The following is a 23,289-nucleotide window of genomic DNA, read 5'->3' on the forward strand; positions in this document are numbered from 1 at the left end:
TCCGGACAGTCCGCCCCGCCTCTTGGGGGCAGCACCCTCTGCCGTTGCCGGGGTGCTGACGAGATCGGTCTCGCTCACGAAGTTCCTTCCTGACCGGCCCGCGGGCGGTGCCGGGACCAGCGGATTCCACACGTCACGTCCGGCTCCTCCGCCGGACTACGACACCGGGGCGGCATGAAGAGAGCCGCCGTCGGCGATGTGCAGGGGCGGCGACCAGTGCGACGGTCGCGGGGAAGAGGCCGCTCGGTCCGGTCCGGAATCCGACCGCATGGACTGCAGAGAGTGGGATCCGGCTCGAGAGGCCACGCGGATGACGCGTGGATCGCCGTGCGACGCCGAGGGTAGCCCGTCGGCGGTTCCGCGGCAACAACAACCCCGGTCGGGCCCGGCGTGTCGGCGCAGGACCTCAGCCGATCTCGACCTGCGCACCGAGCGTGTCGACGGGCAGCGGGAGCGCCGTGAAACCGGTGGTGTCCACGTCCCCGGGCACCGTTCCGTCCGTGGTCAGCGCCAGGACGGTCGGACCGGCGCCGGAGATCGCGGCCGGCACGCCGTGCGCGCGCAGCGCGTCGACGAGGTCCGCGGACCCGGGGTACGCCGGGCGACGGTAGCCCTGGTGCAGCCGGTCCTCCGTGGCCGCCATCAGCAGCTCGGGCCGCTGGGTGAAGGCGAGGACGGAGAGCGCGGTCCGGCTCCCGGTGAACGCCGCGTCGGGCAGCGGCACCAGCTCGGGAAGGAGGCCGCGGGTCGTCTTGGTGGAGGACTCGACCCCTGCGACGAGCGCGACCGGCGCGATGCCGGCGTGCACGTCGAGCCGTACAGCGTGGAACCGCGCGCTGGTATTCCCGACCTGCTCCCACGCGACGACGAAGCCGCCGAGCAGGCTGGCCGCGGCGTTGTCCGCGTGGCCCTCCATCCCGGCCGTGACCTGCAGCAACGCCTCCTGCTCGAGCTTCGGGTCGCGCCCCGACAGCACGCAGGCGGCAACGGCGCCGGCGACCGCCGCGGCGGCCGAGCTGCCCAGCCCGCGCGAGTGCGGGATCGCGTTGCGGCACCGCATCCGCAGGCCCGCCGGCTCGTCGCCGAACAGCGCCCACGCGGTCCGCATGGCGCGCACCACAAGATGCGTCTCGTCACACGGCACCTGCGCGGCGCCCTCGCCCTCGACCTCGACGTGCACGCCGGGCTCCGCAGTGGCGCACACCTCGACGTCGTCGTACAGGCCGAGCGCGAGCCCGAGCGAGTCGAAGCCGGGCCCGAGGTTGGCCGACGACGCCGGGACCCGCACCCGCACCTCGGTGGGCCGCCCCATCAGGCCAGCTCCAGGGCCGCGGCGACGGCCGTGGGGTCGATCGGCACGATCTCGGGCGCCGGGGCGGTGGCCAGCACGCTGTCCGGGTCCTTGAGCCCGTTGCCCGTGACCGTGCACACCACGAGCTGCCCGCGGTCCAGCCAGCCGTTCGCCGAGGCCTGCAGCAGCCCGGCGACGCTCGCGGCCGACGCGGGCTCCACGAACACCGCCTCGCGGGTGGACAGCAGCCGGTGCGCGGCCAGGATCTCGTCGTCCGTGACGGCGGCGAACCGGCCGTCGGACTCCTCGCGGGCGGTCTCGGCGCCGTTCCACGAGGCGGGGGCGCCGATCCGGATCGCGGTGGCGATCGTCTCGGGGTTCTTCACGGGTGCGCCCTGGACCAGCGGCGCGGCGCCGGCGGCCTGGAAGCCGAACATGCGCGGCAGCGAGGAGACCAGCCCGTCGGCGTGGTAGCCGCGGTAGCCCTTCCAGTACGCGGTGATGTTGCCCGCGTTGCCCACCGGCAGGCAGTGCACGTCGGGGGCGCGGCCGAGCGCGTCGCAGATCTCGTAGGCCGCGCTGGCCTGGCCCGCGATCCGGGTCGGGTTCACCGAGTTGACCAGCGCGATCGCCGGGTAGTCCGCGGTGGTCTTGCGGGCCAGCTCGAGGCAGTCGTCGAAGTTGCCGTCGATCTGCAGGATCCGGGCCCCGTGCGCCACGGCCTGGGCCAGCTTGCCCAGCGCGATCTTGCCGCGCGGCACCAGCACGGCGCTGGTCATCCGGGCACGGGCGGCATAGGCGGCCGCCGAGGCGGAGGTGTTGCCGGTCGACGCGCAGAGCACGCTCTGCTTGCCCTCGGCGAGCGCCGCGGTCACGGCCATGGTCATCCCGCGGTCCTTGAAGGACCCGGTCGGGTTGAGCCCGTCGACCTTCAGGTGGACCTCGCAGCCGGTGCGCTCCGAGAGCACCGGCGCCGGCAGCAGCGGGGTGCCGCCCTCCGCCAGGGTGACGATCTCCCAGCCCGGCCCGACGGGCATCCGGTCGCGGTAGGCCTCGATCACGCCCGGCCAGGGGGCCAGCCGGTTCACGGCGGTGCTCACAGTCTCTCCCGTCATCGCGCGGCGTCGTCCGCCCGCGCGCTCATCCGACCACGCCGAGGGTGCTGACCGGACGGCCCAGCCCCTCCACGCGCAGCACGCTCTCCACACCGCGGACCACGTCGAGCCCGGCGAGCGCCTCGACCGTCGCGTGCAGCGCGGAGTCCGGCGCCCCGTGCGTCACGACGACCAGACGCGCGGCCTCGGCCTCGGCCTCCGGCACGTCCCCGTCCTCGCGGCCGCCGGTCTGGCGCACCGCGGCGATGCTCACCCCGCGTCGCGCGAACTCGCCCGCGACCGCGGACAGCACGCCCGCGCGGTCCGCGACCTCGAGGCTCACGTGGTAGCGGGTGTGCACGTCGCCGATCGGCAGCACCGGCAGGCTCGCGTAGGCGGACTCGCGCGGCCCGCGCCCGCCGGCGACCCGGTTGCGCGCCACGGCGACCAGGTCGCCCAGGACCGCGCTGGCGGTGGGCGCGCCGCCCGCGCCCTGGCCGTAGAACATGAGCTGGCCGGCGGCGTCGGCCTCGACGAACACGGCGTTGAACGCCCCGTCGACGCCCGCCAGCGGGTGGCTGAGCGGGATCATCGCCGGGTAGACGCGCGCGGACACGGACTCGGGCGCACCGCCGGAGCCGGGGACGCGCTCGCAGATCGCGAGCAACTTGATCGCACAGCCGAGCCCGCGAGCGGCGGCGATGTCCGCGACGGTGACCCGGCGGATGCCCTCGCAGTGCACGTCGGCCGCGGTGATCCGGGTGTGGAAGGCGATGGTGGCGAGGATGGCGGCCTTGGAGGCGGCGTCGTAGCCGTCGACGTCCGCCGTCGGGTCGGCCTCGGCGTACCCGAGCCGGGTGGCCTCTTCGAGGGCCTCCGCGTAGCCGGCGCCCGAGGCGCTCATCGCGGAGAGGATGAAGTTGGTGGTGCCGTTGACGATCCCGGCCACCCGGGTGATCCGGTCCCCGGCGAGCGACTCGCGCAGCGGGCGGAGCAGCGGGATCGCGCCCGCGACGGAGGCCTCGTAGTAGAGGTCGACACCGGCGCCGTCCGCCGCCTCGGCGAGCGTGGCCCCGTCCTCGGCGAGCAGCGCCTTGTTCGCGGTGACCACGGACTTGCCGGACTTGATCGCCTGCAGCAGCAGGGTCCGCGCGGGCTCGATGCCACCGACGACCTCGACGACGACGTCCACGTCCTCCCTGGTGACCAGGGCGGACGCGTCCGTGGTCACCAGGTCGGGGTTCAGCTCGGGGTGCCGGTGCGGCCGGCGCACGGCCACCCCGGCGAGCTCGACGGGCGCGCCGACGCGGGCCGTGAGGTCCCCCGCCTGGTCCTCGAGCAGCCGGACGACCTCGGACCCGACGGTCCCGCAGCCCAGCAGCGCGACCCGGACGGGCGCGTCTGACGTCACGACGATCCTCCTGACACGGTCATGCGGGCGATCCCGGCGGGTGCGACGGGCCGGGCCCGACCGGGGATCATCCCTGCTCGGCGCCCCGCGCGACAGTCCGGGGTGCCCACCCTCACGCCCGTCCGCACGCGGCCCGCCTCACGGGCCGACCTCGAGCCGGAACAGGTCCTCGTCCGTCTCCCGGCGCAGGATCACCCGCGCCTCGCCGTCGCGGACGGCGACGACGGCCGGCCGCGGCAGCCGGTTGTACGCGCTGGCCATGGAGTAGCAGTAGGCGCCGGTGGCGGCCACGGCCAGCAGGTCGCCGGGCGCGAGGTCGGCGGGCAGCCAGCAGTCCCGCACCACGATGTCGCCGGACTCGCAGTGCTTGCCGACGACGCGGGAGAGCGCCGGCCGGTCTCCGCCGGGCAGCGAGTCGACCGCCGACGCCCGGGAGACGAGCCGGCAGTCGTAGAGCGCGTCGTAGAGGGCGGTGCGGATGTTGTCGCTCATCCCGCCGTCGACGCTGACGTACCGCCGCGCGCCGACGCCGAGCGGGACCTCCTTGAGCGTGCCCACCTCGTAGAGCGTGATCCCGCCGGGCCCGGCGATGGCGCGCCCGGGCTCCACGGCGATCTCCGGCACGTCGAGCCCCGCGGCCGCGCACTCGCGCTCGACGATCCCGCGCAGCTCCTTCGCCAGCGCCGGGATCGACAGCGGGTCCTCGTCCGGCCGGTAGGCGATGCCGATGCCGCCGCCGAGGTCGAGGGTGGCGAGGTCGGCGAGGGCGGCCGCGCCGTGCTCGCGGTGCAGCTCGGCCAGCAGCCTGACGACGCGGTGTGCCGCCACCTCGAAGCCCTCGGTGTCGAAGATCTGGCTGCCGATGTGGCTGTGCAGCCCGACCAGCTGCAGGTTGCCGGCCTTGAGCACGCGTCGGGCGGCCTCGGCGGCGTCGGACTCGAGCCCGCCGGCGATGGAGAAGCCGAACTTCTGGTCCTCGTGCGCGGTGGCGATGAACTCGTGCGTGTGCGCCTCGACGCCCACGGTCACCCGGATCATCACCGGCTGGACGACCGCCCGCTCGGCGGCCACGGCGTCGAGCCGGACGATCTCGTGGAAGGAGTCGAGCACGATCCGGCCCACGCCGCTCTCCACGGCGTCGGTCAGCTCGGCGACGGACTTGTTGTTGCCGTGCATCGCGATCCGCTCGGCCGGGAAGCCGGCCCGCAGCGCGACGGCCAGCTCGCCGCCGCTCGCGACGTCCATCGACAGGCCCTCCTCGGCGACCCAGCGCGCGATCTCGGTGCTGAGGAAGGCCTTGGCCGCGTAGTGCACGGACCCGGCCCCGAAGGCCGCGGCGAACTCGGCCGCGCGGGACCGGAAGTCCCCCTCGTCGACCACGAACAGCGGGGTGCCGTACTGCTCGGCCAGCTCCCGGACGTCGACGCCGGCGACGCGCAGGGCGCCGTCGGCGCCGCGGGCGGCGTTGCGCGGCCAGACGGCCGGCGCGAGGTGGTCGAGCTCGGCGGCGCCGGTCGGGCGGGGGCCGGCGGTCTCCGGCGGCGCCTGGATGCCGCCGTGCAGCGGGCCGGCGGGGTGCGCTCTCACGGGTCCGTCCTCACATCCGTTCCGGTGCGCTCACGCCGAGCAGCCCGAGACCGTTCTCCAGCACCTGCCGGGCGGCGACGCACAGGCCGAGCCGCGCGCGGTGCAGCCCGGTGACCTCCTCGTCGCCCATCGGCAGGACCCGGCAGCTGTCGTAGAACTTGTGGTACGCGCTGGCCAGGGACTCGAGGTAGCGCGCGACCCGGTGCGGCTCGCGCAGCTCGGCGGCCGCGCGCACGATCTCCGGGAACTCGCCCAGCGTGCGGATCAGATCACCCTCGCGCGGGTGCTCGAGCAGGCCGTACTCGGTCCCCGGCTCGACGCCGAGGTCGGCGGCGTTGCGGGCGAGCGAGGCCAGCCGGGCGTGCGCGTACTGCACGTAGAAGACCGGGTTGTCGTTGCTGCGCCTGACCAGCAGGTCCAGGTCGACGTCCAGCGCGGAGTCGACCGACGAGCGGATCAGCGAGTACCGGGCGGCGTCGACGCCCACCGCCTCGACCAGGTCCTCCATCGTGACGACGGTGCCCGCCCGCTTGCTCATCCGGACCGGCTGGCCATCCTTGACCAGGTTGACCAGCTGGCCGATGAGGACCTCGACGACGGCGGGGTCGTCGCCGAACGCGGCGGCCGCCGCCTTCAGCCGGGCGATGTAGCCGTGATGGTCGGCCCCGAGCATGTAGATGCACAGGTCGAAGCCGCGCGCCCGCTTGTCCCGCAGGTAGGCGAGGTCGCCGGCGATGTAGGCCGGGCGGCCGTCGCTCTTGATGACGACCCGGTCCTTGTCGTCCCCGTAGTCCTTCGACCGCAGCCACCAGGCGCCGTCCGCCTCGTAGAGCGCGCCGGAGTCCTTGAGCTGCTGCACGACCGCGTCGACCGCGCCGGACTCGTGCAGCGAGTTCTCGTGGAACCAGACGTCGAAGTCCGTGCCGAACTCGTGCAGGTCCTGCTTGATCTCGGCGAACATGAAGCCGACGCCGACCCGGCGGAAGACCTCGTCCTGGTCGGGGGACCCGAGCGCCTCCGGCTCGGCCTCGACCACCCGGGCGGCGATGTCGACGATGTAGGCGCCGCCGTAGCCGTTCTCCGGCGCGGGCTCGCCCTTCGCGGCCGCGACCAGGGAGGCGACGAACCGGTCGATCTGGGCGCCGGCGTCGTTGAAGTAGTACTCGCGGGTGACCTTCGCGCCCCGCGCGGTGAGCACCCGGCCCAGCGCGTCGCCGACCGCGGCCCAGCGGGTGCCGCCCAGGTGCAGCGGGCCGGTCGGGTTGGCGGAGACGAACTCCAGGTTCACGTTGCGCCCGGCGTACTCGTCGCCGGTGCCGTACGAGCCGCCGGCCGCCAGCACCTCGCCGACCAGCGCGCCCTGCGCGTCCGCCGCCAGCCGGAGGTTGATGAAGCCCGGGCCCGCCACCTCGGCGGACGCGATCCCGGGGCGGCCCGCGAGGTCCTCGGCCAGCCAGCCCGCGAGGTCCCGCGGGGCCACGCCGGCCTTCTTCGCCGTGCGCAGCGCGACGTTGGTGGCGTAGTCGCCGTGCTCGGGGTTGCGGGGCCGCTCGACGCCCGCGTCGGCGGGCAGCGCGTCCGCGGCCAGGCCGCGCGCGGCCAGCACGTCCAGCGCGGCGACACGGACCAGGTCGGCGAGCACGTCGGGAGTCACCCCACGAGGATAGGAGGTGGCACTCGGGGGTTTCTCAGGCGGCGCTCCTAGACTGCGGGGCCGCGGCCACCGAGCGGAGCGTGCGGAGCGAGAATCCGGCTCAGTCCGGGTGAGGTCGCCTCGACCCCCGATCAACTGGACGGTTCATGGCCAGCGGCAAGAGCAGCAAGGCGAGTCGGAACAAGGCGCGCAACTCGGTCGTCACCCAGCGGTCGACGCCGTGGGGCCTGATCGCGGGCGTACTGGTCGTCGTGCTGTTCGCCGGCGCGATCTTCGGCTACGCGGTCTACAAGAACAACGAGAACAGCGCCGCCCAGGACGCCCTCGCCGCGTACACCCCGAGCGACACCAACAGGGACCCGTCCGCCCAGATCGCCGGCGTGGTCACGGACAACTACACCGGGTCCGGGCAGGGGCACGTCGTCGGGCCGACGCGCGTCGCCTACACCCACACGCCGCCGTTCGGCGGGGACCACGACCAGTACTGGGCCGCGTGCACCGGGATCGTCTACCCGACGGCGGTGCGCCAGGAGAACCTCGTGCACTCGCTCGAGCACGGCGCCGTCTGGATCGCCTACAACCCGGACCAGGTCAGCGGGGCGGCGCTCGACACCCTCTCGGCGAAGGTCGACGGCCAGCCGTACACGGTGATGGCGCCGTACCCGGGCCTGGACCAGCCGATCTCGCTGCAGGCGTGGAACCACCAGCTCAAGCTGAGCGACGCGAACGACCCGCGGATCGACCAGTTCATCACCGCGCTGCGCCGCAACCAGTACAACTACCCGGAGATCGGCGCGACCTGCCAGGCCCTCGGGCCGGGGGCGTTCGACCAGGACAACCCGCCGGCCTTCGAGCCGACCCCGGGCGTGGCCGAGATCAACGGCGGCACGATCGTCGCCGAGCGCGGCGCCGGCACCACCGGCGGCACGATGCCCGACCCGACCACCGGCGGCCAGTGAGCCCGGTGGCCGCGGACCTCGCCGAACCCCACGCGGCGGCCGACCCCGGCCGCCGCGAGCCGCGGTGGGTCCGCCCGCTGGTGGTGATCGCCGCCGCGGTGGCGCTGCTGCTGATCGGCGGGGCCGCCGGGATGCTGGTCGGCCTGCCCGGCTCCGCGGGGACCACCACGCCGTCGGCCGACTCGGTCGACGTCGGGTTCGCGCAGGACATGACCGTGCACCACGAGCAGGCCGTCGAGATGGCGTCCTGGGCCCGGGACCACACCTCGGATCCGCAGGTCAAGCAGCTGGCGTTCGACATCGAGACCACCCAGCTGCAGCAGATCGGGCGCATGCAGGGCTGGCTCGGGCTCTGGGGCGCCGCCCCCTTCCCCACCGGCCGGCCGTACATGACGTGGATGGCCGGCCCGGGCGACGACGGACACGGGCACGCGATGTCCGGCGCGTCGTCGGCCGGCGCCGCCCGGATGCCGGGGATGGCCACGGACGAGGACCTGCGGAACCTGCGGGCGGCGTCGGGTACGCAGCTCGACACGCTCTTCCTGCAGCTGATGCTCCGCCACCACCTCGGCGGCGCCGACATGCTGCAGTACGCGGCCGAGCGCGCGGCCGTGCCGGAGGTCCGCAACCTCGCCGCGCAGGCGTTGTCGGCGCAGACCTCCGAGGCCGACCTCATGCGGCAGCTGCTGGCCGCGCGGGGAGCGCAGCCCCTCCCGCAGAACTGAGCCGGGGGTGTTGTAGGGTTTCTCCTGCACGCCGCGGGAACGCGGCGAGCGGGAGTCGCCCCCGTAGCTCAGGGGATAGAGCACCGCCCTCCGGAGGCGGGAGCGCAGGTTCGAATCCTGCCGGGGGCACGACGAAGCGGCTACGGCCGCTTTTCGTGTTTCCGGGGTCCGTCCGGGCGTCCTGACCAGCGGCTTCGGCGTCGGACGCCCTGCGACCGTCGGCCCGGATGGCTACGATCCTCCGGTGCTCGATCCCCCCGCGGCCCCCGGTGCCGCGGATCCCCGCTTCACGGCCGGGCTCGAACGTGCGCTGCAGCCGCTCGAGGACCCCGAGGAGATCATGCGGGTGGTCGCGCGGATGCTGGGCGAGCACATGCGGGTCGACCGGTGCGCCTACGCCGAGGCCGAGGCGGACGAGGACCACTTCACGATGACGGGCGGCTATGCCCGCGGGCTGCCGCCGCTCACCGGCCGGATGGCGATGTCGGAGTTCAGCGCCGACACCCTGCGCTGCATGCGCGAAGGCGTGCCCTACGTGCTCGACGACGCCGGGACCGATCCCCGGGTGCTCCCGGCGCAGCGCGAGATCTACCACCGCACCGGGATCGCGGCCGTGATCTGCACGCCGCTGCACAAGGGCGGGCGGTTCGTCGCCGCGATGGCCGTACACCACGCGACGCCCCGGCACTGGACCCCCGACGACGTCGCCCTGCTCGACGCCGTCGTGGCGCGCTGCTGGGAGTCCCTGCAGCGGGCCCACGCGCACGCCGCGGTGCGGGAGGGCGAGGAGCGCTACCGGCTGCTGGCCGAGCGTGCCACGGACGGGATCTGGCTCGCCGACGCCGACGGGCGCTACATCGACGTCAACCCGGCGGCCTGCGCGATGCTCGGCCACACCCGCGAGGAGCACCTCCGGCTCACGATCGTCGACGTGGTGCGGCCGGACGACCGGGGCCGGCTCGAGCAGCTGCTCGCCGCGCTGCGGAGCGGCGAACCCGTCACCGAGGTGTGGGAGCTGCGCCGGCGCGACGGCGGCACCGTCCCCGTGGAGCTGTCCATGCGGTTCGCCGGCGAGCGGCTGCAGGCGATCGGTCGCGACATCACCGCGCGGCGGCGCGCCGAGGCCGAGCGGGAGCGCCTGCTGCGCCGCGAGCAGGAGGCCAACCGCCAGCTCGGGCTGCTGCAACGGGCCACCGCCGCGCTGTCCGCCGCCGCGACCCCCGCCCGGGTCGCGGAGGTCGCCCTCGAGCAGGTCCGGGAGCTGCTGGGGCCGTGCGGGGTGGCCGTGTGGGAGCCCGCGGGCGAGGAGGGGCTGCGCAGCATCGCCGTCGCCGGGTGGACGGACGAGCGGCTGGCGGACGGCGGGGCGCTGACGGCACGGCCCGACGGGCTGCTCGCGGGCCTGCGCGGGGCGACGCTCTGGCTGCTCGAGGAGGGGACGGCCGACGCGGCCGGCTTCGGCTGGGCCGGCCGGTACGCCCGGGTCCACGACGCCCTGGCGCAGCGGGGGTACGGCTCGCTCGGCTGCCTGCCCCTGCGCGCCGCGGACGGCGGGCCCGACCTGCTCACGGTCGCCCTGCCGGAGGGCCGGGTGCCGAGCCCCACCGAACGCGCGACGGCCGAGTCGCTCGCCGACCAGTGCGCCCAGGCGCTGCACCGGGCGCGGCTGCTGGAGGCGGAGCGCGAGATCGCGACCGTGCTGCAGCGCAGCCTGCTGCCCCGCGAGCTGCCCGCCCTCGCCCGGCTCGCCGCGTCGGCGCGGTACACGCCGTCGGCGGAGGACGCGCACGCCGGCGGCGACTGGTACGACCTGCTCCCCGTCGACGGCACGCGGGTCGCCCTGGTGATCGGCGACGTCGTCGGGCACGGGCCCGCGGCCGCCGCGGTCATGGGGCAGCTGCGCAGCGCACTCGCCGGGCACCTGCTCGACGGCCGCTCCCCCGCCGCCGCGCTGGAGCGCCTCGACCGCTTCGCCGCGCACGTCCCCGGCTCGGCCGGCAGCAGCTGCGCCTGCCTGACCTACGACTGGTCGAGCGGCGAGCTGCGCTGGTCCTCGGCCGGGCACCCGCCGGTCCTCCTGCTCGACGAGACGGGCTCCCGGTTCCTCGTCGGCGGCGCGGGCACGGTCCTGGGCGCGTCCGCCCGGTCGCCCCGGCCGGAGGGCGCGGAGGTCCTCGGCCCCGGCACCTCGCTCGTCCTCTACACGGACGGGCTGGTCGAGACCCGCGACGAGGTGCTCGACGCCGGGCTGGACCGGCTCGCCGCCACCGTGCGCGGGCACGCGGAGCTCGATCCCGGTGCGCTGACCGAGCAGGTCGTGGCCGGGGTGCTCCGCGGGTACGCCCCGACGGACGACGTCGCCCTCCTCGTCGTCCGGACCGTGCCGGCCCCGGTGTCCGTCACCCTGCCGGCCGACCCCATGAGCCTGCGGGGGATGCGCCGCGCCGCCGGAGCGTGGCTGGTCGAGGCCGGGGTGCCGCCCGAGGCCGCCGACGACGTCCAGCTCACCCTCGGGGAGGCCGCGGCCAACGCCGTCGAGCACGCCTACCCCGAGGGCGGCGGCGACTTCACCTGGTCGCTGGCGCGGGCGGGCGACGGCGCGGTCGAGGTCGCCGTGGCCGACTCCGGCCGCTGGCGTCCCGTCCCCGCGGACTCCGGCTACCGCGGGCACGGCCTGCGGGTGATGCGCGAGCTCGGCGAGGAGCTGGCGATCGAGCGCGGCGGGAGCGGGACGCGGGTGGAGTTCCGCGTGCCGGCGGGCACCGCGCCGCCGGCGCCCGCCGGCACGCTCCCGCACCGCCCCGTCGCGCCGGTCCCCGTCGCCGTGACGTGGCGCACGGGTCCCGGCGGCGCGCAGGTCCTCGTGGTGACCGGCGACGTCGACCTCGCCGGCCGCGGGCCGGTCGCCCGCGCGCTGCTGCCCGCCGCCCGCTCCGGGGAGGCACCGCTCGTCGTCGACCTCGCGGGGGTGCCGTACCTCAGCAGCGCGGGGATCGCCCTGCTCAGCGAGGCCGTCGCGCTGCGGCCGGATCTCGCCGTGGTGGTCGCGGCGGGCAGCGCCCCGGCCCGCGTTCTGGAGGTCACCGGGCTCGCTTCCGTCCTCACGGTGCGGGTGACCCAGACCACCTCCTGACCTGCGCCGCACACCGCCACCCCCGCCGCCGTGAGCGGGATGTGACACGGCGGACCGATTGCGCTGACCTCACGGCAATCCCCCGTTCCTAGCGTCGACCCGGCGGGTGACGAGAACCCGCGCAGGTCACCAGCGCGACGGCACGGAGGACATCAGGCGTGGGCACACCGGACCCCGGCCCGCTCACCAGCGTTCGGACGGTCTGCTCCTACTGCGGCGTCGGCTGCGGCATGGTGCTGGACCTCGAACCCGGCCCGGACGGGGCCACGCGGATCCGCAAGGTCCGCGGCGACGCCGAGCACCCCGCCAACGCCGGCCGGCTGTGCACCAAGGGCGCGCACAGCGCCGAGATGCTCGTCGCCGACGGCCGGCTGCGGACCGCGCTGCGCCGGCCCGAGCGCGGCGCCGAGGCCGAGCCCGCCTCCGTCGACGCCGCCATCACCGAGACCGCCCGCCGGCTGCGCGAGATCCTCGACGAGCACGGGCCGGACGCGCTGTCGCTCTACGTCTCCGGCCAGATGACGCTCGAGGCCCAGTACCTCGCCACGAAGCTCGCCAAGGGCTTCTGGCGAACGAAGTGGATCGAGTCGAACTCGCGGCTCTGCATGGCCAGCGCGGGCACCGGCTACAAGCAGTCCCTCGGCTCCGACGGCCCGCCCGGCTCGTACGCCGACCTCGACCACGCCGACGTCTTCCTGGTGATCGGCGCGAACATGGCCGACTGCCACCCGATCCTCTTCCTGCGCATGATGGACCGGGTCAAGCAGGGCGCGAGACTCATCGTCGTCGACCCCCGCCGGACGGCGACGGCCGCGAAGGCCGACCTGTTCCTGCAGGTCGAGCCGGGCACCGACCTCGCGCTGCTCAACGGTCTGCTGCACCTGCTCGTCGAGCAGGGCGCGGTCGACGAGGAGTTCGTCGCCGAGTTCACCGAGGGCTGGGAGGCGATGCCGGAGTTCCTCGCGGACTACGCGCCCGACGCCGTCGCCGCGATCACCGGCGTGCCCGAGGCGGACCTGCGCGAGGCGGCCCGGCTGATCGGCGGCGCCGCGAACTGGACCAGCTGCTGGACCATGGGGCTCAACCAGAGCACCCACGGCACCTGGAACACGAACGCCCTGGTCAACCTGCACCTTGCCACCGGCGCGATCTGCCGCACCGGCTCCGGGCCGTTCTCGCTCACCGGCCAGCCCAACGCCATGGGCGGGCGCGAGATGGGCTACATGGGTCCCGGCCTGCCGGGCCAGCGTGCCGTGCTGTCCCCCGACGACCGCCGGTTCGTCGAGGAGCTGTGGGCGGTGCCCGAGGGGACGATCCGCGCCGACGTCGGCGGCGGCACGATCGACATGTTCGCGCGGATGGCCGAGGGCGAGATCAAGGCCTGCTGGATCGTCTGCACGAACCCCGTCGCGAGCGTGGCCAACCGCGGCGTGGTGATCGACGCCCTCGAGCGCTGCGACTTCGTGGTGACCCAGGACGTCTTCGCGGCCACCGAGACCAACGCCTACGCCGACGTCGTGCTCCCGGCGGCCATGTGGGCCGAGGTCGAGGGCGTGATGATCAACTCCGAGCGGAACATGACGCTGCTGCGGCCCGCGGTCGCGCCACCGGGCGGGGCGCTGCCGGACTGGCAGATCATCGCGCGCGTCGCCTGCGAGATGGGCTACGCGGAGCACTTCACCTACTCCTCGGCCGAGGAGGTGTTCGAGGAGCTCAAGCAGGCCTGGAACCCCGCCACCGGGTACGACGTCCGGGGCGTGACCTACGAGCGGCTGCGCGGGACGCCGGTCCAGTGGCCGGCCGCGCCGGACGGGCCGGAGCGCAACCCGGTCCGCTACCTCAACGACGGGGTCAGCCAGCGGCGGCGGCCGGAGAACGGGCGGCTGTCCTTCGCCACGCCGTCGGGCCGGGCGCAGTTCCTCCCCCGCCCCCACATGCCGCAGGCCGAGCTCCCCGACGACGACCATCCCCTCGTCCTCACCACCGGCCGGGTGCAGCACCAGTGGCACACGCTGACCAAGACCGGCAAGGTCGCGGCGCTGAACAGGCTCAACCCCGGCCCGGTCCTCGAGGTCAACCCGGCCGACGCCGAGGCCGCGGGCATCGTCGACGGGGACCGGGTCGCCGTGGCCTCGCGCCGCGGGCGCGCGGTGCTGCCGGCGGTGGTCACCGACCGGATGCGGCCCGGCACCTGCTGGGCACCGTTCCACTGGAGCGACCTGTTCGGCGAGTACCTCGCGGTCAACGCGGTGACCAACGACGCCGTCGACGCCGCCTCGCTGCAGCCCGAGCTCAAGGCCTGCGCGGTGTCGGTGGAGAAGGTCGCCCCCGCCACTGTGAGTGCGGATGGTCGCTCCGGCGACGATTCCCACTCACGAGGGGTCGGGGCGGCGCTCGGGCTCGACCTCGCCCCGCCGGTCCTGACGGGTGCGGAGCGGCGCTACCTCGCGGGCTTCCTGGCCGGCGTCGAACGGGGCGGGGCGCCGGGCGTGCCGGTCCTGCCCTCCGGTGCGCCGGTGGGGTCCGAGACCGCAGCGTGGATCAACGGGATGCTCGCCGGGACCTTCTCCCGGCTCGCCGCCGGCGGCCCCGCGGAGGAGGCGGGAGCGGAGGCCGCGGAGGAGATCGCGGAGGACGGGCGGCCCCTGCTCGTCCTGTGGGCCTCGCAGACCGGCAACGCCGAGGGTGTGGCCACCGCCGTCGCCGCGCGACTCACCGCGGCCGGGCGGCGCCCGCGGCTGCTCTGCATGGGTGACACCTGTCCGGACGCCATCCCCCCGGATGCCGACCTCCTCGTGGCCACGAGCACGTTCGGCGACGGCGACTCCCCGGACGTGGGAACCGGTTTCTGGGAGGATCTCGCCGCCGACCGGCCACCGCTGCGGAACGTCCGGTTCGCGGTGCTCGCGCTCGGCGACCCCAGCTACTCGGAGTTCTGCGGGCACGGCCGCCGGGTCGACGAGCGCCTCGCCGAGCTCGGGGGCACCCGGCTGCTCGACCGCGTGGACTGCGACCCGGACTTCGAGGCCGCGGCCGAGGCGTGGACCGAGCAGGTCGTGGGCCTGCTGACCGGCGACGACGACGGCGCGCGGGCCCCGGCCACCACCCGTCCCGCCGCGGCCCCGGCACCGGCGGCCGAGCCGGCCCCCGCGACCGTCGACGCGACCCTGCGCGAGGCCCGGCTGCTGAGCCTGCCCGGCTCGGCCAAGGAGATCCGCCGGTTCACCCTCGCCGGCGAGGCGGGCTTCTCCTACGAGGCGGGGGACGCGCTCAGCGTGCGGCCGGTCAACCATCCCGACCTGGTCGCGGAGTGGCTCGACCTGACCGGCCTGCCCGCCGACGAGGCGGTGACCGTGCGCGGCACGGACATGGCGTTCGCCGAGGCGCTGGGCCGGCACCTGGACATCACCCGGATCTCCCCGGCGCTGCTCGGGTTCGTCGCCGAGCGGACCGGCGACCGCGTGCTCAAGGAGCTGCTGCGGGCCGGGCACGGCACGGACCTCGCCCGCTGGACGTGGGACCGGCAGGCCCCGGACGTCCTCACGGAGTTCCCGGTCCGGGCCTCGGCGCAGGAGTGGGCGGACACGCTGACCGCGCTGCAGCCGCGCCAGTACTCGATCTCCTCCAGCCCGCTGACCAGCCCCGACGCCGTCTCGCTGACCGTGTCGGTGGTCCGCTTCACCAGCCGGCACGGCCGCTCCCGGCGCGGGGTGTGCTCGACCTTCCTCGCCGACGCGGCGGGCGAGGGCTCCACGCCGGTCCTGGTGAAGTCGTCGCCCCGGTTCCGCCCGCCGGCGGACCCCGCCACCCCCATGATCATGGTGGGGCCGGGCACCGGCGTGGCCCCGTTCGTCGGGTTCCTCGAGGACCGGCGGGCCCGCGGGCACACCGCGCCGAACTGGCTGTTCTTCGGCGAGCAGCGCTGCGCCACGGACTTCTACTACCGCGAGGAGCTGGAGGCCATGCGGGCCGACGGCACGCTCGCCCGGCTCGACGTCGCCTTCTCCCGCGACCAGCGGCACAAGGTCTACGTGCAGGACCGGATGCGCGAGCACGGCGCGCAGCTCTGGCGGTGGCTCGCCGACGGCGCCCACTTCTACGTCTGCGGCGACGCCAGCCGGATGGCCAAGGACGTGGACCTCGCGCTGCGCGACGTCGTCGCCGCCCACGGCGGGATGGACGCCGACCGCACCGCCGCGTACGTGAAGCAGCTGGTCGCCGACGGGCGGTACGCGCGCGACGTCTACTGATCATCCGCTGGTCACGGGCGGAGCCCGTGATCGTCGACGCTCGGTCAGGGCTCCTTCACCGCGCGTTCACCTCACCCGTATGCTCGCCCCGTCCGGTCGAGTTGGGCCGATGGGGGGACCATGACGATCGACGACGCACGCGACGCGGTCACGCCGCCGAGGGGCCTCGCGGCCCGGCCCGCGGCCGAGATCCCGGCCTGGCGCGGGCTGGTGGTGTTCGTGGTCCGCGAGGCCGCCGCGCACCAGGTCGACGAGGCGGTGGCCGGCATCGCGCGCGGGCTGGAGATCCTCGACGTGGTCGAGCTCGACGCCGCGCAGCGCGCCGCCGCCCGCACCGGGCTGGCCGGTGCCGACTGGGGCCCGGCCGGCAAGCCCGTGCCCGGCGGCGGCCCGCACACCTTCGTGATCGCCTGCGACGTGGCGCCGCCCGTCGGCGTCGTGCAGGGGGTGCGGAGCATGGCCGACCGCATCGCCGAGGTCCGCGGGCACACCACGCACCGGCTGCTGCACATGCTCCCGCCGCAGCAGCACTACGAGCCGCTGCACGTGTCGACCGGGCCGCAGCAGGCGCTGGACTTCCTGGAGGTCCTCGGCGACCTCGGCGTCCAGGCCCGGCTGCTCCCGCGGGTCACCGCGCTGATCGAGGCGTGCTCGGTGCCGTTCCCGCTGGTGCGGATGCTGGCCCCCGACTCGCCCGGCTACCGGGCGCGCGTCGCGCTCGTCGACCACCCGGTGCACGGCCGCACGGTGTGCAAGATCTTCCGGCCAGGGGCGCTGGACTCGTTCCGGCGGGAGCTGCGGGCCCGCCAGGAGCTCGCCGACCTGCCCGAGGTGCCCGAGCTGCTCGAGCACGGCCCGAACTGGCTGCTCACGCCCTTCTACACGGACGTCGGGCGGCACCTCGTGCGCCCGCTGTCCGGGGTCCGTGAGATGCACCAGCTGCGGCCGGACGTCGTGCGGCAACTGGCCCGGTTCGCCCGCGACCTGCACGAGCGCGGCAAGTTCGTGCTCGACCTCTCCCCCCACAACCTCATGTGGGACGCTCACGCAGGCCTCAAAGTGCTCGATCTCGAGTTCGTGCTCGACTACCCCGGGCCCGTGCCGCCGTTCGCGGAGTGCTGGAGCTTCCACGGGGTCCCGCGCGAGCTGCGGCGCATCGGCGACGGCCTGCCGGACCTGATGCTGACGAAGGGGGTCGGGAACTCGGTGTTCCATCCCGCCGTGTCCGGGCTGTCGCCGGACAGCCTGTTCGGGCCCCCGCGCCGCGGCGAGACCGTGCGCCGCGCCGCCACCCAGTTCGCCTGGTACGCCGGGCTCGCCGTCGCCGGACGCGTGCACCCCGCGATGCGCCGATGACGGCGCTTCCGCCCGAGCCCCCCACCGAGCCGATCCCGAACCCCGGGCGCCCGTCCAGGCCGAGCCTCACCGCCCGGACCGTGCGTGGGTTCGCCTGGTCCTTCACCGGGTCGGTCGGGCAGGCGGTGCTGCAGATCGCGGCGACCGTCGTGCTCGCCCGGCTGCTCACCCCGGAGGAGTTCGGCTCGGTCGCGGCGGCGCTGCTCGTCGTCGGGCTCACCCAGCTCGTCACGCAGCTGGGCGTGGCGGCGGCGCTGGTGCACCGCCGGGAGCTCACCGACCGGGACGTGGCGGCGGCCTTCTGGTTCTCGATCCTGCTCTCCGCGGTCTTCGCCGGGCTGCTGTTCGCCTTCGCGCCGTCGTTGAACGGGCTGGTCGGACTGCCCGCGGACTCCGGGCTGCTCCGGATGCTGTCGGTCACGCTCGTGCTGGCCGGCGCCACCGCGGTGCCCACCGGACTCCTGCAGCGGGACCTGCGGTTCCGGCCGATGGCCGTCGTCGACCTGGTCGCGGCCGGGCCCGGGATCATCGGCGTGTCCGTGGTGCTGGCCCTGCTCGGCTTCGGCGCGACCGCCCTGGCGTGGGCGGAGATCGCGGCCGCGCTGATCAAGTGCGTCGGCTACCTCGCGCTCACGCGGCCGTCGGTGGCGGTCGAGGCGCCTCCCGCGGCGTGGGGGCGGCTGCGCCCGATGCTGAACTTCGGCTCGGGGTACTCGCTCACCCAGCTCGGCAACTGGATCGCCCTCAACGCGGACAACCTCGTCGTCGCCAACGTCCTGGGCACCGGGCCGCTCGGCGTCTACACGCGGGCCTACAACCTGCTCTCCGAGCCCGCCAACGTGATCGGCGGTGCCGCGGACAAGGCCCTGTTCCCGGCCATGGCCCGGGTGCGTGACGACGGCGCCCGGCTGCGGCACGCCTACGTCCGGACCTCGTCGCTGGTCGCCCTGGTGACCGCGCCCGCCGCCGTGCTGCTGTTCGTGCTCGCGCCCGAGGTCGTGCACATCCTGCTCGGCTCGCAGTGGGACGCGGTGATCCTTCCGGTCCAGGTGTTCGCGCTGGTCCTGCTGCCCCGCACCTCGTACAAGATCAGCACCTCGCTGACCCGTGCGACCGGCGCGGTGTACCGGGCGGCGTGGCGGCAGTGGCTCTACGCGGCCGAGGTCGTGGTGCTGTGCTCGCTCGGCGCGCGGTTCTGGGGCGTCGACGGCGTGGCGGTCGGGGCGTCCATCGCGATCCTGGCGCACTTCCTGGTGATGCTGCGGTTCTCCGCGCGCGTCTCGGAGGGGCTGATGGGCGCGGTGCTGCGGATGTACGTCAAGCACGTGCCGGCCGTCGTGGCGGTCGCGCTGGCCAGCTGGGCAGTGGCCGCCGCCGTGCGCCCGATCGGATCGGACGTGCTCACGCTGGTCGCCGCGGCCGCCGCCGGGGGCGCCGCCGCCCTGGGCGTGCTCGTGCTGCTGCGGGGCCGGTTCGCGGAGGAACTGGCGGTGGTCGCCAACCTGCGGCGCGGAAAGAAGGTGCCGGTCCCGGCGTGAGCCGGTAGGACGGCGCCATGACGGTCGCTCCCGATCCGAAGGCCGAGCTGCAGCACTACTTCCGGCAGGGCCGCGAGGCGCTCCTGTGGAAGCTCGACGGGGTCTCCGAGTTCGACGCCCGCCGCCCGCTCACCCCCACCGGCACCAACCTGCTCGGCCTCGTCAAGCACACCGCGATCGTGGTCGCGGGGTACTTCGGCGCCGTGTTCGACCGGCCCTTCCCGCAACCGCTGCCGTGGGCCGAGGAGACCGCCGCGCCCAACGACGACATGTGGGCCCTGCCCGGCGAGACGCGGTCGCAGATCGTCGCGCTGTTCCACGCGGCCAACGCGCACGCCGACGCCACCATCGACGCCCTCGACCTCGACTCCCCCGGCTACGTCCCGTGGTGGTCCGGGCCGGTCACGCTGAGCCGGATCCTGGCCCACGTGGTCGCCGAGGTGCACCGGCACGCCGGCCACGCCGACATCGTCCGCGAGACGATCGACGGCGCCGCGGGCCTCCGGACGGACAACTCCAACCTCGCCGACGGCGATGAGGCGTGGTGGGCGGAGTACCGCCGCCGGGTGCAGGCGGAGGCGGAGCGGTTCCGGTAGGTCGGTGTCGGTGGCGATTCGGGACGGAGTGGGGTCGTCGGCCCACCACGCGCCGTCGATCTCGGTCGGGTCACCACCGGCCGGCGACCGCCGTGGCACACCCACTCGGGCGCCCGACCGCCCGTCGACCGGGTGTGCGGCGGACACCGCGGGTGCAGGAGACCGCGCCGGCGGGTGTGCCCAGGACCCGAGCGGGTGGAGTCGTCCCGGACACTCGGAGGAAGGAGAACGGGCGTTCGGCAAGTACTCCGACCGACCGTTTCGCCCGCCCACGGATCGCCCATCGGGCCCCTCGGCCGTACGCCGATAGCAGGCTTCCGTTAACCGGTTCGCAACGACCCTGGCTGTCACCTCGCGTAGTCGCAGCACTACCTTCGCGGCCACAGTTCCAGGAGGTGACAGTCAGTGGCGCTTGCGTCGATCTTGTCCGGTATGCCCGACCTGTTGCAGCGCACGCTCGCGCAGCACACCCCCGACCCGAACGGGTACTGCCGGGAATGTCGCGAGGCGTCGGGCATCGCCGCGGCGTGGCCGTGCGCGACCCGCGAGGTCGCCGAGGAGGCCGAGTACATCCAGCGCGGCGGGCTCCCCGGCACGCTCGGCGGCCGGCACCGCACCAGCTGGGCCTGAGGCTGCCGGCACGGACCGCCCGAGGGTCCTCCCGCCACACGCGGGTGCCCTCGGACCGTCCCGCGGCATCGCTTCCGAGGTCGTCCCGGGGGCGGAGCCACCGGGCCGTCGCCGGCCGGTGATCACCGTTGATGTGCCGAGAAGGTCGACCCGCCGGCCCTGAGCGCACCCGAACGCTGATCACCGACGAGCGCGGGAAGGCAAGGTCGACGACGCCGGCCCCATGATCGTCAGCTGCATGCACACCAGGCTCTTCCAGCAGCCGCAGGCGCACTCGAACGCGGATCCTGCCCGACACCCCCGCCTATGATCGCCAGCTGCGTGCATCCACAGCTCATCCGGCACCGTCGGGCGCAGCCGAGCGCAGATCCGCCCCAGCGCCTGCCATGATCGCCGGCCGCGTGCATGCACGGCTCGTCCGACATCCTCGACTGCACGCGACATGGTCGGGACGGATCGGTCGGGACACCCGGAGCGGGAGGCGGGAGCGCCGACGTCACTCGGCGCACCCCTCCCCTCCTTGCACCGGGGAGCGGATTCCACTCAGGACGTTGGACCGGACGGACGCACCGCACCCCCGCCGGGACCGGACGTTCGGCGGAAGCCCGGCCGCAGCCGTCGCGGACGGCGCGCCGAACGGCACCTGACCTGTGAACGCGACCACGGTGTCGACCGCCCGGCGAGACCGCCACCACCCGAACGGCCGTTCGTCGCTCGGCTCGATCCGATCGTCTCAACAGGAGCAACCTCTCCGCACGACCCGGCCCGGAAGCCCCTAGCGTCGGTCGCGACCGGATCACGGAACGATCACGAACGGCCCTGGGCGCCCCGAACGCCCGCCTCCCCAGCAGGGCCGATCCCCTTCGGACCGCCCGCGGCCCGGTCGCCGTCCGACAGCTGAACACGAGAGGTCGTTGTGGCCCGGCATCGCTCCCCACGAGGCCGCACCGCGATCCCCCACCAGCAGCCGGCGCCGAGCTCCCCACGGCGTCGTCGCGCAGGGGTGGGGGACGCGGTCCGGTCGGTCCCCGGTCCCGTCCGTCACGGGTCCGCGCTCGCACTCGCCGCGGGCGGCGTCGTCGCCGTCCTCGCGGCCGCCGCCCCGCTGGCGGGATCCGTCGACGCCGCGCTCCCCACGAGCGCGTCGCCCGAGGCACGGCTCGCCGCCGAGGCCGTGCCCGCCCCGGCACCCGCGATCCCGACGCAGCGGGAGGCGCCGGTCGTCGAGATGACGGCGCTGGCCGACGCCGCCCGCATCGCGGGCGAACACGCCACCGCCGAGGTCGACCGGCAGAAGGAGGAGGCGGCCGCGGAGGCGTCGGCCGCCGAGGAGCGCGCGAAGCAGGCGCTCGCCGGCCGCACGCTGCAGACGAGCTCCGGCAGTACCTCGTGCGGCATGAGCACCGCGAGCCTCGGTGCGGTCAAGCCCTGGGTGTCCGACGCCGTCGAGTTCCTGGGCTGCCAGTTCGGCGAGCCGCAGACGCTCGGCGTCGGCAGCCGGGGCAACGCCTCGGACCACCCGTCGGGCCTCGCGGCGGACTTCATGGTCGGCCGGGCGAGCGGCGACGCGATCGCGGACTGCGCGCTGCAGAACATGCAGGCCCTCGGCATCAGCTACGTGATCTGGCAGCAGCAGATCAACTACGGCAGCGGCTGGCAGGCCATGGAGGACCGGGGCAGCCCCACGGCCAACCACGAGGACCACGTGCACGTGTCGTTCGAGAGCTCGGCACCCTCCGGGCGGCCGGCGACCTGCTGACCCGGAGCCCGTCGCACCGGTAGAACTGGAGGAATGGACGCAGGTCTCCTCCGGCTCGAACGCCAGGTCGAGCTCCGCTTCGCGGGCGACACCGTCCGCTCGGGCAACCACGTGAACCTCTCGGCCGTGCGGGTCGAGGGGTCCACGCTGTGGCTGGCCGGCGACGAGACGGCGACCATCGAGCGGCTCGAGTTCGACCACGGGCTCGCCGTCGCCGACAAGCCCGTGACGTTCCCGCTCGCCGAGCTGGTCCGGCTGCCCGGTCCGCCGGAGCAGGAGGCGGACGTCGAGGGCCTCGCGCGGTCCGGCGGCTTCCTGTGGGCGATCGGCTCGCACAGCCTCAAGCGCCGCCGCGTCCGGCCGCACGACGACGTCACCAAGGCGCTGAAGCGGCTGTCGAAGGTCCGCCGCGAGGAGAACCGGTACGTCCTCGCGCGGCTCGCCGTCGAGACCTACACCGAGGGGCCGCCCGAGCTCCGGCTGCGCACCGCGGCGGGCGCCTGCTCGGCACTCATCGGCGCACCCGGCAGCGTCGGGCTGGCGGACCTGCTCGCCGACGATCCGCGGCTCGGCCCGTTCCTCGCGGTGCCGGGCAAGGACAACGGGTTCGACGTCGAGGGCCTGGCCGTGCTCGGCGACTCCGTCTACGTCGGGCTGCGGGGGCCGGTGCTGCGCGGCTGGGCGGTGGTCCTCGAGCTGCTCCCGCAGCCGGACCCGACCGACGACGGCCGCCTCGTCCTCGGCGCCTTCCCCGGCGGCGAGCGGTACCGGACCCACCTGCTCGACCTGGGCGGCCTCGGCGTGCGCGACCTCTGTCCGCACGGCGACGACCTGCTCGTCCTCGCCGGGCCGAGCATGGCCCTGTCCGGCCCGGTGCGCCTCCACCGCTGGCGGGACGCGGCGGCGTCGGGCGGCAGCGAGCTGATCCGCCGCGACCGGCTCCCGCTGCTCGGCGCGCTCCCGCACGGGCAGGGCGAGGACCACCCCGAGGGCATCTCGCTGCTGCCCGGACCGGGTCCCGCGCGGCTGCTGGTGGTGCACGACAGTCCTGGGCCGGCCCGTCGGCCGACGCCGTCGTCCGTGCTCGCGGACATCGTCGCGCTCGACGGCTGAGTCGACGGGCAGGCCGACCGCTCGCCGCGCGCGCGGGCACGCACGACTCACGGTGAGTCACCGATACCCGACGGGTCGTGACCTCTCCGCTACATTCTGGACACGACGCGACGGCCCGGTTCCCCCGACGGACCCGGAGACCCTCCGCCCGGTGTCCCCGCACCGGCGGTCCGCCCGGGCCTCGCACCGAGAA

General features: G+C 74.9%; 15 protein-coding genes and 1 tRNA gene. 11 read left to right on the forward strand and 5 right to left on the reverse strand.

All coding sequences use genetic code 11. The features are described from left to right. Positions 1–406 precede the first annotated feature (406 nt). From thrB to argS, 5 genes are all read right to left on the reverse strand, one after another. Positions 407–1,312, reverse strand: coding sequence for a homoserine kinase (gene thrB, locus AB0B41_RS08125; protein ID WP_358200334.1), 906 nt, complete (start codon positions 1,310–1,312; stop codon positions 407–409). Beyond that, the gene (thrC, locus tag AB0B41_RS08130) at positions 1,312–2,328 is read right to left on the reverse strand and encodes a threonine synthase (protein ID WP_358200483.1); all 1,017 of its coding nucleotides are present in this window, start codon (positions 2,326–2,328) and stop codon (positions 1,312–1,314) included. The genes thrB and thrC overlap by 1 nt, the downstream gene beginning before the upstream one ends. Positions 2,329–2,431: 103 nt before the next feature. Further along, positions 2,432–3,796 (reverse strand): homoserine dehydrogenase, encoded by a 1,365-nt coding sequence (locus AB0B41_RS08135; protein ID WP_358200336.1) that lies wholly within the window; start codon positions 3,794–3,796, stop codon positions 2,432–2,434. 138 nt (positions 3,797–3,934) lie between these two features. Then, positions 3,935–5,383 carry a diaminopimelate decarboxylase gene (gene lysA / locus AB0B41_RS08140; protein WP_358200338.1) on the reverse strand — a complete coding sequence of 483 codons (1,449 nt, stop codon included), beginning with the start codon at positions 5,381–5,383 and terminating at the stop codon, positions 3,935–3,937. Between the two features lie 10 nt (positions 5,384–5,393). Next, positions 5,394–7,037: an arginine--tRNA ligase gene (gene argS / locus AB0B41_RS08145; protein WP_358200340.1), complete on the reverse strand. Its 1,644-nt coding sequence runs from the start codon at positions 7,035–7,037 to the stop codon at positions 5,394–5,396. Between the two features lie 146 nt (positions 7,038–7,183). On the opposite strand from argS, the gene AB0B41_RS08150 reads away from it, so the two are divergent. The 11 genes from AB0B41_RS08150 to AB0B41_RS08200 all read left to right on the forward strand — a co-directional run bounded on the left by AB0B41_RS08150 (position 7,184) and on the right by AB0B41_RS08200 (position 23,096). Further along, positions 7,184–7,996, forward strand: a complete 813-nt coding sequence (locus AB0B41_RS08150) for a DUF3105 domain-containing protein (RefSeq protein ID WP_358200342.1) — start codon at positions 7,184–7,186, stop codon at positions 7,994–7,996. Next, the gene (locus tag AB0B41_RS08155; protein WP_358200345.1) at positions 7,993–8,721 is read left to right on the forward strand and encodes a DUF305 domain-containing protein; all 729 of its coding nucleotides are present in this window, start codon (positions 7,993–7,995) and stop codon (positions 8,719–8,721) included. Before AB0B41_RS08150 ends, AB0B41_RS08155 begins: the two co-directional genes overlap by 4 nt. A gap of 57 nt (positions 8,722–8,778) precedes the next feature. Beyond that, positions 8,779–8,850 (forward strand) — tRNA-Arg (locus AB0B41_RS08160). A gap of 115 nt (positions 8,851–8,965) precedes the next feature. Then, positions 8,966–11,854: a SpoIIE family protein phosphatase gene (locus tag AB0B41_RS08165; protein WP_358200347.1), complete on the forward strand. Its 2,889-nt coding sequence runs from the start codon at positions 8,966–8,968 to the stop codon at positions 11,852–11,854. 158 nt (positions 11,855–12,012) lie between these two features. Continuing rightward, positions 12,013–16,104 carry a bifunctional nitrate reductase/sulfite reductase flavoprotein subunit alpha gene (locus tag AB0B41_RS08170; RefSeq protein ID WP_358200349.1) on the forward strand — a complete coding sequence of 1,364 codons (4,092 nt, stop codon included), beginning with the start codon at positions 12,013–12,015 and terminating at the stop codon, positions 16,102–16,104. 120 nt (positions 16,105–16,224) lie between these two features. Continuing rightward, on the forward strand, positions 16,225–17,460 hold the full coding sequence (locus tag AB0B41_RS08175; protein ID WP_358200351.1) for a hypothetical protein: 1,236 nt from the start codon (positions 16,225–16,227) through the stop codon (positions 17,458–17,460). A gap of 80 nt (positions 17,461–17,540) precedes the next feature. Further along, on the forward strand, positions 17,541–18,998 hold the full coding sequence (locus AB0B41_RS08180) for a lipopolysaccharide biosynthesis protein (protein WP_358200353.1): 1,458 nt from the start codon (positions 17,541–17,543) through the stop codon (positions 18,996–18,998). Positions 18,999–19,015: 17 nt separating this feature from the next. Beyond that, positions 19,016–19,594 carry a DinB family protein gene (locus tag AB0B41_RS08185; RefSeq protein ID WP_358200355.1) on the forward strand — a complete coding sequence of 193 codons (579 nt, stop codon included), beginning with the start codon at positions 19,016–19,018 and terminating at the stop codon, positions 19,592–19,594. 432 nt (positions 19,595–20,026) lie between these two features. Then, the gene (locus tag AB0B41_RS08190) at positions 20,027–20,224 is read left to right on the forward strand and encodes a hypothetical protein (protein WP_358200357.1); all 198 of its coding nucleotides are present in this window, start codon (positions 20,027–20,029) and stop codon (positions 20,222–20,224) included. 1,003 nt (positions 20,225–21,227) lie between these two features. Then, positions 21,228–21,983 carry a hypothetical protein gene (locus tag AB0B41_RS08195; RefSeq protein ID WP_358200359.1) on the forward strand — a complete coding sequence of 252 codons (756 nt, stop codon included), beginning with the start codon at positions 21,228–21,230 and terminating at the stop codon, positions 21,981–21,983. Between the two features lie 33 nt (positions 21,984–22,016). Further along, positions 22,017–23,096 carry a DUF3616 domain-containing protein gene (locus AB0B41_RS08200; RefSeq protein ID WP_358200361.1) on the forward strand — a complete coding sequence of 360 codons (1,080 nt, stop codon included), beginning with the start codon at positions 22,017–22,019 and terminating at the stop codon, positions 23,094–23,096. Positions 23,097–23,289 lie beyond the last annotated feature (193 nt).

Source organism: Pseudonocardia sp. NPDC049154 (genome assembly GCF_040648315.1).
GTDB lineage: Bacteria > Actinomycetota > Actinomycetes > Mycobacteriales > Pseudonocardiaceae > Pseudonocardia.

Bases quoted from the DNA above. Each gene is read 5' to 3' on its own strand.
- AB0B41_RS08185 (WP_358200355.1), top strand. From the start codon at position 19,016: ATGACGGTCGCTCCCGATCCGAAGGCCGAGCTGCAGCACTACTTCCGG.
- thrC (WP_358200483.1), bottom strand. From the start codon at position 2,328: ATGCCCGTCGGGCCGGGCTGGGAGATCGTCACCCTGGCGGAGGGCGGC.
- thrB (WP_358200334.1), bottom strand. From the start codon at position 1,312: ATGGGGCGGCCCACCGAGGTGCGGGTGCGGGTCCCGGCGTCGTCGGCC.
- AB0B41_RS08190 (WP_358200357.1), top strand. From the start codon at position 20,027: ATGCCCGACCTGTTGCAGCGCACGCTCGCGCAGCACACCCCCGACCCG.
- AB0B41_RS08175 (WP_358200351.1), top strand. From the start codon at position 16,225: ATGACGATCGACGACGCACGCGACGCGGTCACGCCGCCGAGGGGCCTC.
- AB0B41_RS08150 (WP_358200342.1), top strand. From the start codon at position 7,184: ATGGCCAGCGGCAAGAGCAGCAAGGCGAGTCGGAACAAGGCGCGCAAC.
- AB0B41_RS08200 (WP_358200361.1), top strand. From the start codon at position 22,017: ATGGACGCAGGTCTCCTCCGGCTCGAACGCCAGGTCGAGCTCCGCTTC.